Origin of the sequence: Pseudomonas sp. Irchel 3H3 (assembly GCF_900187635.1) — a bacterium.
GTDB lineage: Bacteria > Pseudomonadota > Gammaproteobacteria > Pseudomonadales > Pseudomonadaceae > Aquipseudomonas.
Genome location: NZ_FYEC01000002.1, coordinates 1 through 14,578, shown reverse-complemented (window position 1 = coordinate 14,578; position 14,578 = coordinate 1). Strand labels below are relative to the sequence as shown.

The window sequence follows — 14,578 nt, the reverse complement described above, 5'->3', positions numbered from 1 at the left end:
GGTGAAGCTATGTTAAACCGCGAGCTCGAAGTCACCCTCAATCTCGCCTTCAAGGAGGCGCGTTCGAAACGTCATGAGTTCATGACTGTCGAACACCTCCTGTTGGCACTATTGGATAATGAGGCAGCCGCCACCGTTTTGCGTGCCTGCGGCGCAAACCTCGACAAACTCAAGCACGACCTGCAGGAGTTCATCGACTCCACCACGCCTTTGATTCCCGTCCATGACGAGGATCGTGAAACCCAGCCAACCCTGGGCTTCCAGCGTGTACTGCAACGTGCTGTCTTCCATGTGCAGAGCTCGGGCAAGCGTGAAGTGACCGGCGCCAACGTGCTGGTCGCGATCTTCAGTGAGCAAGAGAGTCAGGCGGTGTTCCTGCTGAAACAGCAGAGCGTTGCCCGCATTGATGTCGTCAACTACATCGCCCACGGCATTTCCAAAGTGCCGGGGCATGGCGATCACTCTGAAGGTGAGCAAGATATGCAGGACGAGGAAGGTGGTGAATCTTCTTCTTCAAGCAATCCGCTGGACGCTTATGCCAGCAACCTCAACGAACTGGCCCGCCAGGGTCGTATCGACCCGCTGGTCGGGCGTGAAATGGAAGTTGAGCGAGTGGCGCAGATTCTCGCGCGCCGGCGCAAGAACAACCCGTTGCTGGTGGGCGAGGCAGGCGTGGGTAAAACCGCGATTGCCGAAGGCCTGGCCAAGCGCATTGTCGACAACCAGGTGCCTGATCTGTTGGCCAATGCCGTGGTCTACTCCCTGGATCTCGGTGCGCTGCTGGCAGGTACCAAGTACCGTGGCGATTTCGAGAAGCGCTTCAAGGCGCTGCTCAATGAGCTGAAAAAACGTCCGCAGGCCATTCTGTTCATCGACGAAATCCACACCATCATTGGTGCGGGTGCCGCCTCTGGTGGCGTCATGGACGCTTCGAACCTGCTCAAGCCGCTGCTGTCGTCGGGTGATATCCGCTGCATCGGTTCGACCACGTTCCAGGAATTTCGCGGGATCTTCGAAAAAGACCGCGCCCTGGCACGACGTTTCCAGAAGGTCGATGTGTCGGAGCCTTCGGTGGAAGACACCATTGGCATCCTGCGCGGCCTCAAGGGTCGTTTCGAAGCGCACCACAACATCGAATACAGTGATGAGGCCTTGCGCGCCGCTGCCGAACTGGCCTCGCGCTACATCAACGACCGGCACATGCCGGACAAGGCCATCGACGTGATCGACGAGGCGGGCGCCTACCAGCGTCTGCAGCCGGTCGAGAAACGCGTGAAACGCATCGAGGTGCCTCAGGTCGAGGACATCGTGGCGAAAATCGCGCGGATTCCGCCTAAGCATGTCACCAGTTCCGACAAGGAGCTGCTGCGCAACCTTGAGCGTGACCTCAAGCTGACGGTATTTGGCCAGGATGCCGCGATCGACTCGCTGTCGACTGCGATCAAACTGTCCCGTGCCGGTCTCAAGTCGCCGGACAAGCCAGTGGGCTCATTCCTGTTCGCCGGTCCGACCGGTGTCGGCAAGACCGAGGCGGCTCGCCAACTGGCGAAGGCGCTGGGGATCGAGCTGGTGCGGTTCGACATGTCCGAGTACATGGAGCGTCACACCGTATCGCGTCTGATCGGTGCGCCGCCGGGTTACGTCGGGTTCGACCAGGGCGGTCTGTTGACCGAAGCCATCACCAAGCAGCCGCATTGCGTGTTGTTGCTCGATGAGATCGAGAAGGCGCATCCGGAAGTCTTCAACCTGCTGCTGCAGGTCATGGACCACGGTACGCTCACCGATAACAACGGGCGCAAGGCGGACTTCCGCAACGTGATCGTGATCATGACGACCAACGCCGGCGCCGAAACTGCGGCCCGTGCGTCGATCGGCTTCACCCATCAGGACCACTCGTCCGATGCGATGGAAGTGATCAAGAAGAGCTTCACGCCGGAGTTCCGTAACCGTCTGGACACCATTATCCAGTTTGGTCGCCTCAGTCATGAGGTCATCAAAAGTGTGGTGGACAAGTTCCTTACCGAGCTTCAAGCGCAGTTGGAAGACAAGCGCGTGCAGCTGGAAGTGACCGATGCCGCACGCAGCTGGCTGGCGGCGGGTGGCTACGATTCGGCAATGGGCGCTCGTCCAATGGCCCGTTTGATCCAGGACAAGATCAAGCGTCCGCTGGCGGAGGAGATCCTGTTTGGCGAGTTGGCCGATCATGGTGGCGTGGTGCATATCGATATCAAGGACGGGGAGCTGACCTTCGATTTCGAGACCACGGCGGAAATGGCCTGACGGTTGGTTGTGTTAGAGCAGAAGGCGCCGGGAGGCGCCTTTTTGCTGTGTGGGGTTTGCTGCTTGGGGTTTGGGGGTTTGGGGGCATATCCGTTGCTGCGGTAACGGCGGCTTAGGGTTTCGCCCTTACGGCGAGGCACTTTTGTCAAACGACACAAAAGTACCCAAAAAGTCTTGCCCCAGCGTTCGGCCCCTCGCTAAGGCTCGGGGTGCCTTCGCTACGGTGCCCATCAGGGGGCATCGCCTACGGTTTGCTTCGCTGCACCTCCTCTCGATGTGTGCGGCTTCGCCGCACGGCGCTACGCGCCTCCCCCCCCTGATGGACACCTTCGCTCAGCCTGCCGAAGGGGCAGGTGGATCAAGATCAAAAGCAAGAGCACGGCGACCTGACAGTCGGCCTGAGTGGTAAGAGCGAACGAGGCGGCCTACCGGCCGGCCTGTTTGCCCTGCGTACAAATCCCCCTTGCTCGCGATGGCGATCCGCGCCACACCGTTGGCATTGGCATTGGCATTGGCATTGGCGTTTGCTTTGCTTTGCTTTGCTTTGCTTTGCTTTGCTTTGCTTTGCTTTGCTTTGCTTTGCTTTGCTTTGGCTCTTGATCTTTCGCCCCTTCGGCAGGCCGAGCGAAGGTGTCCATCAGGGGGATAGGCGCGTAGCGCCGTGCGGCGAAGCCGCACACATCGAGAGGAGGTGCAGCGAAGCAAACCGTAGGCGATGCCCCCTGATGGACGCCGTAGCGAGGGAACACTGAGCCTTAGCGAAGTGCCGTACGCCGGGGCGAAGCCTTTTGCTTACTTTTCGGCGTTTGGAAAAGTGAGTCGCTGTAAGAGCGAAACCGCCGGCGGCCGTAACCGCAGAAACGGATATACACGCAACCCAGCCCGCAAAAGCGCAACCGCCAGCAGCCGTAACCGCAGAAACGGATATATACGCAACCCAGCCCGCAAAAGCGCAACCGCCGGCAGCCGTAACCGCAGAAACGGATATATACGCAACCCAGCCCGCAAAAGCGAACCCGCCGGCAGCCGTAACCGTAGAAACGGATATGCACTCAATCTACGCAAACAACAGACAAACAAAAACGCCCGGCATAAACCGGGCGTTTTGTATTGACTTGATTAGCGAGCGCGGTAAGTGATGCGCCCTTTGCTCAAGTCATAGGGCGTCAGCTCGACGCGCACTTTGTCACCGGTAAGAATACGAATGTAGTTCTTGCGCATCTTGCCGGAAATATGCGCGGTTACGACGTGCCCATTTTCCAACTCCACACGAAACATGGTGTTGGGCAGGGTGTCGACGACAGTGCCTTCCATTTCGAAGCTGTCTTCTTTCGACATGCAGTAAAGCCCTCGGTGTCCAATGAATGGCCCGGTGCAACTGCGCCAGGCAAAAGCGGCGTGCATTGTGCCCGAAAAATGGGGTTTAAGCCAAGGGCTTTAGGGTTGACCCTAGTTCAGAACCACCCAGCGCTGGTTAATCAGCAGCTCTATGGGGCGATATTGGGTCTTGTAGTTCATTTTTTTGCAGTTCTTGATCCAGTACCCCAGGTACACCGCATCCAGCCCCAGGCGGCTGGCCTCGCCGATTTGCCAGAGGATCGCGTAGCGTCCCAGGCTGCGGCGCTCTTCTGCGGGCTCGTAGAAGGTGTAGACCGCGGATAAACCATTGGGCAGCAGGTCGGTCACGGCGATGGCCAGCAGCCGGCCTTCCAGGCGGAACTCGTAGAATCGGGAAAAGGGCAGGTCGCGCACCAGGAAGGTGGAAAACTGATCGCGACTGGGCGGATACATGTCGCCATCGGCGTGCCGTTGTTCGATGTAGCGCTGGTAAAGGTCGAAATATTCTTCGCTGAACCCCGGTTTGGCTGGGCGTACCTGCAAGTCGGCGTTGCGCTTGAAAATGCGTTTCTGCTGCCGGTTGGGGGTAAATTGCGCCACGGGGATACGGGCAGGCACGCACGCATTGCAGTTCTGGCAATGGGGCCGGTACAGGTGATCGCCGCTGCGCCGAAAACCCATTTCCGACAGGTCTGCGTAGACATGCACATCCATGGGCTGGCTAGGGTCGAGGAACAGCGTGGTCGCCTGCTCCTCTGGCAGATAGCTGCAAGAATGGGGCTGAGTGGCATAAAACTTGAGACGCGCCAACTCGGTCATGGATCAACCCTCGGGGGTAAGCCGTTCAATTAAGTGTAAGCCACAGGCGTCAAAGTCGCCTGATAAACCCATGTGGCGCGGTTGGGCTGATCGAGGTGGCGGGCCAGATAATCGGCGAACTCCCGGCGCGCAATCGAGCGCGCGCCCAGGCTGTGCAGGTGGTCGGTGGGCATCTGGCAGTCGATGAGGACAAAACCGGCCTCCCGAAGGTGCTGCACCAGGCTGGCAAAGCCAACCTTGGAGGCGTTGTCGGCGCGGCTGAACATCGACTCGCCGAAAAACAACTGGCCCATGGCTAGGCCGTACAGGCCGCCCACCAGCACGTCCTGGTCCCAGACTTCCACGCTGTGGGCGTGGCCACGGGCATGTAGCTCTCGGTAGGCGTCCTGCATGGCGTCGGTGATCCAGGTGCCGTCAGCATAGTCCCGGGGCGCTGCGCAGGCGCTGATCACGGCGGCGAAGTCCTGGTCGAACGTCACCCGGTAGCGTTGCTGGCGCAGCAGTTTGCCGAGGCTGCGCGAGATATGCAGTTCGTCGGGAAACAACACCGTGCGCGGATCGGGAGACCACCACAGAATTGGCTGGCCTTCGGAAAACCAGGGGAAGCAGCCGTGGCGATAGGCTTGGACCAGGCGATCGGCAGACAGGTCGCCACCGGCGGCGAGCAAGCCGTTGGGCTCGCGCAGGGCTTTTTCCAGCGGTGGGAAGTTCAGGGAGTCGCGTTGTAACCAGGTCAGCATGGTATCCAGCTTGCAGTAGGGGAGGGCAGCGGCAGCGCCGGGCTGCCGCTCATCATCCGGGTCAGTTGTCGTCGAGGTATTTTTCAGCGTCCAGCGCCGCCATGCAACCCGCGCCGGCAGAAGTCACCGCCTGGCGGTACACATGGTCGGCTACGTCGCCTGCGGCAAACACCCCGGCAATCGCGGTGGCGGTGGCATTGCCCTCACTGCCGCCCTGGATCCGCAAGTAGCCATCATGCATCGGTAACTGGCCCTGGAACAGCTCGGTATTGGGTTTGTGGCCAATAGCAATGAAGACCCCGGCCAGGGGCAGCTCACGGGTTTGCCCGCTCAGGCTGTCCCGCAGGCGGGCGCCGGTCACGCCGCTGGCATCGCCGAGGACTTCGTCCAGGTTCTGGTTCCAGTGCAGGCGGATATTGCCGTTGGCGGCTTTTTCGAACAATTTGTCCTGGAGGATTTTTTCCGAACGTAACTTGTCGCGACGGTGAATCAGGTGCACTTCCCGGGCAATGTTGGACAGATACAAAGCCTCTTCTACTGCCGTATTGCCGCCACCCACGACGGCGACCACTTGGTTGCGATAGAAGAACCCGTCGCAGGTCGCGCAGGCCGAGACCCCCTTGCCGGCAAAGGCTTCTTCTGACGGCAGTCCCAGGTACTGCGCCGAGGCGCCAGTGGCGATGATCAAGGCATCGCAGGTGTAGGTGGCGCTGTCGCCAATCAGCTGGAACGGGCGTTGCTGCAACTTGGCGGTATGGATGTGGTCGTAGACGATCTGTGTGTCAAAACGCTCGGCGTGTTTTTGCATGCGTTCCATGAGTGCCGGGCCGGTCAGGCCTTCGACGTCGCCGGGCCAGTTGTCGACTTCGACCGTAGTGGTGAGCTGGCCACCAGCCTGCATGCCGGTGATGACCACGGGTTTGAGGTTGGCGCGGGCGGCATAAACGGCAGCGCTGTAACCGGCAGGACCGGAACCCAGAATGATCAGGCGTGAATGCTTCGCATCGCTCATAAAAACACCTCATAAGCCTTTGTCACAAAAGACAATGCATGCTCAAATTGAATCGCGTGCCAGAGACTTCTGGCTATGCTGTAGCCATGGACTTGAAGCATGGCATCGGCCGTACAAACCCGTACAATGCAAGGCTGTAACAATGCTTTACGGAAAAAAGCACAGCGTGCCGTGTTTATAAAAACCCAAGCGCAGTGTTAAAAGTAGTCCCAGTTGCGCCTCTACACTTTTTTACCTGCCTGGATTGGGCAGTTTTTTATAGTCATTCAACAGATGGACGCGCCCCTGGCGCAGGAAAAGTAGCGTTTTGAAGAAATCCACCGCAGCACCTAAACCAGTCGTTCCGCTTTGGCGTCAACACCTGCACTACCGACTCAAGGAAGGTGCGTTGATCGCCATCGGGGCCTTGTGCCTGTTCCTGATGATGGCCTTGCTGACCTATGGCAAGGACGATCCGGGCTGGAGCCACAACAGCAAGATCGATGACGTGCAGAACTTCGGCGGCCCGGCGGGCTCCTACAGCGCCGACATCCTGTTCATGGTGCTGGGGTATTTCGCCTATATTTTCCCGCTGTTGCTGGCGATCAAGACCTATCAGATCTTCCGCCAGCGCCACGATCCGTGGGAGTGGAGCGGCTGGCTGTTCTCCTGGCGCCTGATTGGCCTGGTGTTCCTGGTGTTGTCGGGCGCAGCCCTGGCCCACATCCATTTCCATGCCCCCACCGGCTTGCCGGCCGGCGCCGGTGGTGCGCTGGGCGAAAGCCTGGGCGAGTTGGCCAAGAATGCGCTGAACATCCAGGGCAGCACCCTGATGTTCATTGCGCTGTTCCTGTTCGGCCTGACCGTGTTTACCGACCTGTCGTGGTTCAAGGTGATGGACGTCACCGGCAAGATCACCCTCGATCTGTTCGAACTGTTCCAGGGTGCCGCCAATCGCTGGTGGGCCGCGCGTACCGAGCGCAAGCAACTGGTCGCGCAATTGCGTGAAGTGGATGATCGGGTGCATAACGTCGTCGCACCGACCGTGACCGACAAGCGCGAGCAGGCCAAGGTCAAGGAACGCTTGATCGAGCGCGAGCAGGCCCTGAGCAAGCACATGTCCGAACGCGAGAAACAGGTCCCGCCGGTGATCGCCCCGGCGCCACCGAAACCCGCCGCCCCAAGCAAGCGCGTGGAGAAAGAGAAGCAGGCGCCGTTGTTCGTCGACAGCGCCGTGGAAGGCACCTTGCCGCCGATCTCTATTCTCGACCCGGCGGAAAAGAAACAACTCAACTATTCGCCTGAGTCGCTGGCGGCGGTCGGGCATCTGCTGGAAATCAAACTCAAGGAGTTCGGGGTCGAGGTCTCGGTGGACTCGATTCACCCGGGTCCGGTGATTACCCGCTACGAAATCCAGCCGGCGGCGGGGGTCAAGGTCAGCCGTATTTCCAACCTGGCGAAAGACCTCGCGCGCTCGTTGGCAGTGACCAGTGTGCGGGTGGTGGAAGTGATCCCGGGCAAGACCACGGTCGGTATCGAGATTCCCAACGAAGACCGGCAGATCGTGCGCTTCTCCGAAGTGCTGTCGACGCCGGAATACGACAACTTCAAGTCGCCGGTGACCCTGGCCCTGGGCCACGACATCGGCGGCAAGCCGATCATCACCGACCTGGCCAAAATGCCGCACCTGCTGGTGGCCGGTACCACCGGTTCCGGTAAGTCGGTGGGGGTCAACGCAATGATCCTGTCGATCCTGTTCAAGTCCGGCCCGGAAGACGCCAAGCTGATCATGATCGACCCGAAAATGCTTGAATTGTCGATCTACGAAGGCATTCCGCACCTGCTCTGCCCGGTGGTCACCGACATGAAGGACGCCGCCAACGCCCTGCGCTGGAGCGTGGCCGAGATGGAGCGGCGCTACAAGCTGATGGCCAAGATGGGGGTGCGTAACCTGTCCGGTTTCAACCAGAAGGTGCGCGAGGCGCAAGAAGCCGGCACGCCGTTGACCGACCCACTGTACAACCGCGAAAGCATTCACGACGAAGCGCCGCTGCTGACCAAGCTGCCGACCATCGTCGTGGTCGTCGACGAATTCGCCGACATGATGATGATCGTCGGCAAAAAGGTTGAAGAACTCATTGCCCGTATCGCGCAGAAAGCCCGTGCGGCCGGTATCCACCTGATTCTCGCGACCCAGCGTCCATCGGTGGACGTGATCACCGGTCTGATCAAGGCCAACATCCCGACGCGCATGGCGTTCCAGGTGTCGAGCAAGATCGACTCGCGGACCATCATCGACCAGGGCGGCGCCGAGCAACTGCTGGGCCACGGTGACATGCTCTACATGCCACCTGGCACCAGCCTGCCAATCCGGGTGCACGGTGCGTTCGTTTCCGATGACGAGGTTCACCGCGTGGTGGAGGCCTGGAAATTGCGCGGCGCTCCGGAATACAACGACGACATCCTCGCCGGTGTCGAAGAAGCCGGCAGCGGCTTTGAAAATGGCGGCGGCGGTGGTGACGATGACGCCGAAACCGATGCGCTCTACGACGAAGCCGTGCAGTTCGTGCTCGAAAGCCGCCGCGCGTCCATCTCGGCGGTGCAGCGCAAGCTCAAGATCGGCTACAACCGCGCGGCGCGCATGATCGAAGCCATGGAAATGGCCGGGGTCGTGACCTCCATGAATACCAACGGCTCGCGTGAAGTCCTGGCCCCTGGCCCGGTGCGCGACTGATCAGTGCCGCGTGACCTCACGCGGCGCGTCATTCAAACGAATCTCTATGAGGACTCCCATGCGTCTTATCCGCATGTTGCTGTTGCCGGTACTGGCTTTCACCACCCTCTCGGCCCATGCCGATGACAAGGACGTGGCGCGTCTGACTCAACTGCTGGAAAAGTCCCAGACCCTGAGTGCGCGTTTCTCCCAGCTGACCCTCGACGGCAGCGGTACCCAGTTGCAGGAAACCACCGGCCAGATGTCGCTGCAGCGCCCGGGCCTGTTCTACTGGCACACCGATGCGCCGCAGGAACAGTTGATGGTCTCCGATGGCAAGAAGGTCTCCCTGTGGGACCCGGACCTGGAGCAGGTCACCATCAAGACCCTCGACCAGCGCCTGACCCAGACCCCGGCGCTGCTGCTCTCCGGTGATGTGTCGAAGATCAGCCAGAGTTTTGATATCAGTGCCAAGGAAGCCGGCGGCGTGATCGATTTCACCCTCAAGCCGAAAACCAAGGACACCCTGTTCGACAACCTGCGCCTGTCGTTCCGTAATGGCCTGGTCAACGACATGCAACTGATCGACAGCGTCGGCCAGCGCACCAATATCTTGTTCACCGGCGTGAAAGCCAACGAGCCGATCCCAGCATCCAAGTTCAAGTTCGACATCCCCAAGGGTGCCGATGTGATCCAGGAATAACCAGCCGCAAAGCGCCTGTGGGAGCGGGCTTGCCCGCGATGGCGCCGGTACATCCAGCATTGATGTGACTGATGCGCCGCTTTCGCGGGCGAGCCCGCTCCCACAGGGATTGTGTTGTCAAACACATCGACGTCAGGCCCCAGTGAGGTTTCAAACGTAGTCATGGATCTGTTTCGAAGTGCCCCGATCGCTCAGCCACTGGCCGCTCGCTTGCGCGCGGCGAACCTGGATGAGTACGTCGGCCAGGAACACCTGCTGGCCCGCGGCAAGCCCCTGCGCGAGGCGCTGGAGCAGGGTGCCCTGCATTCGATGATCTTCTGGGGACCGCCGGGTGTGGGCAAGACCACCCTGGCGCGTTTGCTCGCGGAAGTTTCGGATGCACACTTCGAAACGGTTTCGGCGGTGCTGGCCGGGGTCAAGGAGATCCGCCAGGCAGTGGAAGTGGCCAAGCAGCAGGCTGGGCAATACGGCCGCCGCACCATCTTGTTCGTCGACGAAGTGCATCGCTTCAACAAGTCGCAGCAGGATGCGTTCCTGCCCTATGTCGAGGACGGCACGCTGATTTTCATCGGCGCGACCACGGAAAACCCTTCGTTCGAACTCAATAACGCTTTGCTGTCGCGGGCACGCGTGTACGTGCTTAAAAGCCTCGACGAGACGGCCCTGCGCAAGCTGGTGCAGCGCGCGCTGACCGAAGAGCGGGGCCTGGGCAAGCGCAACCTGAGCCTCAGCGACGAAGGCTTCCAGATGCTGCTGTCGGCCGCCGACGGCGATGGTCGGCGCCTGCTCAACCTGCTGGAAAACGCCTCGGACCTGGCTGAAGACAACAGCGAAATCGGCACCGATCTCCTGCAAAGCTTGCTCGGTGACACTCGTCGTCGTTTCGACAAGGGCGGTGAAGCCTTCTACGACCAGATTTCCGCTTTGCACAAATCGGTACGTGGCTCCAACCCCGACGGTGCGCTGTATTGGTTCGCGCGCATGATCGACGGCGGGTGCGACCCGCTGTACCTGGCCCGGCGCGTGGTGCGCATGGCCAGCGAAGACATCGGCAATGCCGACCCGCGCGCCCTCAGCCTGTGCCTGGCGGCGTGGGAAGTGCAGGAGCGCCTGGGCAGCCCCGAAGGCGAACTGGCGGTGGCCCAGGCCATCACCTACCTGGCTTGCGCACCGAAAAGCAACGCGGTGTACATGGGCTTCAAGACTGCCCTGCGTGCCGCTGCCGAGCACGGTTCGCTGGAAGTGCCTCTGCACCTGCGCAATGCGCCGACCAAGCTGATGAAGCAATTGGGCTATGGTGACGAATACCGCTATGCCCACGACGAACCGGATGCTTATGCCGCCGGGGAAGACTATTTCCCGGAAGAGCTCGAGCCGATCCCGTTCTATCAACCGGTGCCCCGTGGCCTGGAGTTGAAAATCGGCGAGAAGCTCAATCACTTGGCCAAACTCGACCGTTTAAGCCCTAGGCAGCGGAGAAAATAGTGCTTGCACTGATTGTTGCGGTTTCCGTCGGCGGGGTGGCCGGCACGTTATTGCGCTTTGCCACCGGCAACTGGATCAACGCCAATTGGCCGCGGCACTTCTATAGCGCGACGCTGGCCGTTAATATCGTGGGCTGTCTGCTGATTGGCATTTTGTACGGCCTGTTTTTGACTCGCCCGGAAGTACCCCTGGAGGTGCGCGCCGGGTTGATGGTTGGCTTTCTTGGCGGCCTGACTACTTTTTCATCCTTTTCACTGGATACGGTGCGCTTGCTGGAAAGCGGGCAAGTGCCGCTGGCCCTGGGCTACGCGGCCATCAGCGTATTCGGCGGGCTGCTCGCGACCTGGGCTGGCCTGTCCCTGACCAAACTTTGATAAACGAGAGACCGACATGCTCGATTCCAAACTGTTACGTAGCAACCTTCAGGACGTAGCGGACCGCCTGGCATCCCGTGGTTTTGTGCTGGATGTCGCGCGCATCGAAGCGCTGGAAGAACAGCGCAAGACCGTCCAGACCCGCACCGAAGCACTGCAGGCTGAACGTAACGCGCGTTCCAAATCCATCGGTCAGGCCAAACAGCGCGGCGAAGACATCGCACCGTTGATGGCCGACGTCGAGCGCATGGCCAACGAACTGGGGGCCGGCAAGGTCGAGCTGGACGCGATCCAGACCGAGCTGGATGCCATCCTGCTGGGCCTGCCGAACCTGCCGCATGAGTCGGTGCCGGTAGGCGCAGACGAAGACGGCAACGTTGAAGTGCGTCGCTGGGGCACCCCGGCCACCTTCGATTTCGAGGTCAAGGACCACGTCGCCCTGGGCGAGAAGTTCGGCTGGCTCGACTTTGAAACTGCCGCCAAGCTGTCCGGTGCCCGTTTTGCCCTGCTGCGCGGGCCGATTGCCCGTCTGCACCGCGCCCTGGCGCAGTTCATGGTCAACCTGCACACCACCGAACACGGTTACGAAGAGGCCTACACCCCTTATCTGGTGCAAGCGCCGGCCCTGCAAGGCACTGGCCAACTGCCGAAGTTCGAGGAAGACCTGTTCAAGATCAGCCGCGAAGGCGAGGCCGATCTGTACCTGATCCCGACTGCCGAAGTGTCGCTGACCAACATCGTCGCCGGCGAAATCGTCGATGCCAAGCTGCTGCCGATCAAGTTCGTCGCGCACACCCCGTGCTTTCGCAGTGAAGCCGGTGCCTCGGGTCGTGATACCCGCGGGATGATTCGCCAGCACCAGTTCGACAAGGTTGAAATGGTCCAGATCGTCGAGCCGTCGACCTCGATGGAAGCCCTCGAAGGCCTCACAGCCAATGCCGAGAAGGTCCTGCAATTGCTGGAACTGCCTTACCGCACCCTGGCGCTGTGCACCGGCGACATGGGCTTCAGCGCCGTCAAGACTTACGACCTGGAAGTGTGGATTCCGAGCCAGGACAAATACCGCGAGATTTCCTCGTGCTCCAACTGCGGTGATTTCCAGGCCCGACGCATGCAAGCGCGTTTCCGTAACCCGGAAACCGGCAAGCCTGAGCTGGTGCACACCTTGAACGGTTCTGGCCTGGCAGTCGGTCGGACCCTGGTGGCGGTGCTGGAAAACTACCAGCAGGCCGACGGTTCGATCCGCGTGCCAGACGTGCTGAAACCCTACATGGGTGGCCTTGAGGTCATCGGCTAAATGAAATATCTGCCACTGTTTCACAACCTGCGCGGTAGCCGTGTGCTGGTGGTCGGTGGAGGGGAGATTGCCTTGCGCAAATCCCGCCTGCTGGCCGATGCCGGTGCGCTGCTGCGGGTCGTTGCACCCGAGATCGAAGTCCAGCTGCGTGAGCTGGTGCAAAACAGTGGCGGCGAACTGCTGGTGCGCGGCTACCAGGAATCGGACTTGGATGGCTGCGGGCTGATCATTGCCGCTACCGATGACGAAACCTTGAACGCGCAAGTCTCCGCCGATGCCCACCGGCGTTGCCTGCCGGTCAATGTGGTGGACGCGCCTGCCCTGTGCAGCGTGATCTTCCCAGCGATTGTCGACCGTTCGCCGCTGATCATTGCGGTGTCCAGCGGCGGTGATGCACCGGTGCTGGCGCGGCTGATCCGGGCCAAGATCGAAACCTGGATTCCGTCGACCTACGGCCAGTTGGCGGGATTGGCGGCGCGTTTCCGTGACCAGGTCAAAGGCCTGTTCCCGGACGTGCAGCAACGCCGTGGCTTCTGGGAAGACGTGTTCCAGGGACCGATCGCCGATCGGCAACTGGCCGGGCAGGGCGCCGAGGCCGAACGCTTGCTGCAAGCCAAGCTGGCGGGTGAAGCCAGCGTGACTACCGGCGAGGTGTATCTGGTGGGCGCGGGCCCGGGTGATCCGGACCTGTTGACCTTCCGCGCCCTGCGCCTGATGCAGCAGGCGGACGTGGTGCTGTACGACCGCCTGGTGGCGCCAGCGATTCTCGAACTCTGTCGGCGCGACGCCGAGCGTGTCTACGTCGGCAAGCGTCGCGCCGATCACGCAGTGCCCCAGGACCAGATCAACCAGCAACTGGTGGACCTGGCTCGGCAAGGCAAGCGTGTGGTGCGACTCAAGGGTGGCGATCCGTTCATCTTTGGGCGCGGCGGCGAAGAAATCGAAGAGCTGGCGGCCCAGGGCATCCCGTTCCAGGTGGTGCCGGGAATTACCGCTGCCAGCGGTTGCGCAGCCTACGCCGGGATTCCCTTGACCCACCGTGATTACGCGCAATCCGTGCGGTTTGTCACCGGTCACCTGAAGGACGGCACCAGCGACCTGCCGTGGAGCGACCTGGTCGCACCGGCCCAGACCCTGGTGTTCTACATGGGCCTGGTGGGCTTGCCGATCATCTGCGAGCAGTTGATCAAGCACGGCCGTGGCGCGGACACGCCAGCGGCGTTGATCCAGCAGGGCACTACCGCTAACCAGCGAGTCTTCACCGGCACCCTGGCCGACCTGCCACGCCTGGTGGCGGAGCATGAAGTGCATGCGCCGACCCTGGTGATCGTGGGAGAGGTGGTGCAACTGCGTGAGAAACTGGCATGGTTTGAAGGGGCGCAGGCGCAGGTCTGAAGTCCGCGTTGCCAATATCGCGGGCATCCGCGCCCACAGATGACTTGTGCTGGACACAAATCCCCTGGGGGAGCGGGCTTGCCCGCGATGGGCATAGCTATCTACACAACGTTTTAGCGGTCTCTGGGTCGGGCGGGGTGTTTGATTAGGCGGAGTACATATCCATTCTTGCGGTAACGGCCTCCTATGGTTCCGCTTTTACAGCGGCTCACTTTTGGAGGAGCCCAAAAGTAAGCAAAAGGCTCTTTCCGGTATGACTCACCCACATGGGTTACAAATCAGTTCAAGCACATAGGTAACAGTTATTAACTGGCATGGTCGATTTCGCGAGGATCTGACCATGCCCTGGAGAGAGCTGAAACCTATGGATCGAAAAGTGATGTTCATCGCTGCCTATCTGGCGGACAAACACACCTTCAGCAAGCTGTGCAGTGACTACGAGA

The 14,578-nt window shown here is 60.7% G+C and carries 11 protein-coding genes and 1 pseudogene; 8 read left to right on the top strand and 4 right to left on the bottom strand.

The window, feature by feature from the left end; translation table 11 throughout:
- Positions 1-9 precede the first annotated feature (9 nt).
- Positions 10-2,280 (top strand): ATP-dependent Clp protease ATP-binding subunit ClpA, encoded by a 2,271-nt coding sequence (gene clpA, locus CKW24_RS03065; RefSeq protein WP_095165219.1) that lies wholly within the window; start codon positions 10-12, stop codon positions 2,278-2,280.
- Between the two features lie 1,119 nt (positions 2,281-3,399).
- Here the strand turns inward: clpA and infA are convergent.
- The 4 genes from infA to trxB form a co-directional block, all read right to left on the bottom strand.
- Positions 3,400-3,618, bottom strand: a complete 219-nt coding sequence (gene infA / locus CKW24_RS03060; protein ID WP_002553999.1) for a translation initiation factor IF-1 — start codon at positions 3,616-3,618, stop codon at positions 3,400-3,402.
- A 111-nt stretch (positions 3,619-3,729) separates the two neighbouring features.
- On the bottom strand, positions 3,730-4,437 hold the full coding sequence (locus tag CKW24_RS03055) for an arginyltransferase (RefSeq protein WP_095165218.1): 708 nt from the start codon (positions 4,435-4,437) through the stop codon (positions 3,730-3,732).
- Between the two features lie 29 nt (positions 4,438-4,466).
- Entirely contained in the window at positions 4,467-5,177 is a 711-nt protein-coding gene (gene aat, locus CKW24_RS03050) for a leucyl/phenylalanyl-tRNA--protein transferase (RefSeq protein ID WP_095165217.1), read from the bottom strand.
- 61 nt (positions 5,178-5,238) lie between these two features.
- Positions 5,239-6,189, bottom strand: coding sequence for a thioredoxin-disulfide reductase (gene trxB / locus CKW24_RS03045; protein ID WP_095165216.1), 951 nt, complete (start codon positions 6,187-6,189; stop codon positions 5,239-5,241).
- 307 nt (positions 6,190-6,496) lie between these two features.
- On the opposite strand from trxB, the gene ftsK reads away from it, so the two are divergent.
- The 7 genes and pseudogenes from ftsK to CKW24_RS28605 form a co-directional block, all read left to right on the top strand.
- The gene (gene ftsK / locus CKW24_RS03040) at positions 6,497-8,902 is read left to right on the top strand and encodes a DNA translocase FtsK (RefSeq protein WP_095165215.1); all 2,406 of its coding nucleotides are present in this window, start codon (positions 6,497-6,499) and stop codon (positions 8,900-8,902) included.
- Between the two features lie 58 nt (positions 8,903-8,960).
- Positions 8,961-9,584 (top strand): outer membrane lipoprotein chaperone LolA, encoded by a 624-nt coding sequence (gene lolA, locus CKW24_RS03035; protein ID WP_095165214.1) that lies wholly within the window; start codon positions 8,961-8,963, stop codon positions 9,582-9,584.
- Positions 9,585-9,746: 162 nt separating this feature from the next.
- The gene (locus tag CKW24_RS03030) at positions 9,747-11,069 is read left to right on the top strand and encodes a replication-associated recombination protein A (protein ID WP_095165212.1); all 1,323 of its coding nucleotides are present in this window, start codon (positions 9,747-9,749) and stop codon (positions 11,067-11,069) included.
- Complete coding sequence (crcB, locus tag CKW24_RS03025) at positions 11,069-11,443, top strand: fluoride efflux transporter CrcB (RefSeq protein WP_095165211.1); 375 nt, start codon at positions 11,069-11,071, stop codon at positions 11,441-11,443. Before CKW24_RS03030 ends, crcB begins: the two co-directional genes overlap by 1 nt.
- A 16-nt stretch (positions 11,444-11,459) precedes the next feature.
- Positions 11,460-12,740 carry a serine--tRNA ligase gene (gene serS / locus CKW24_RS03020; RefSeq protein WP_095165210.1) on the top strand — a complete coding sequence of 427 codons (1,281 nt, stop codon included), beginning with the start codon at positions 11,460-11,462 and terminating at the stop codon, positions 12,738-12,740.
- Entirely contained in the window at positions 12,741-14,135 is a 1,395-nt protein-coding gene (cysG, locus tag CKW24_RS03015; RefSeq protein WP_095165209.1) for a siroheme synthase CysG, read from the top strand.
- A gap of 340 nt (positions 14,136-14,475) precedes the next feature.
- Positions 14,476-14,578, top strand: a pseudogene (locus CKW24_RS28605) (helix-turn-helix domain-containing protein); the annotation flags it as partial.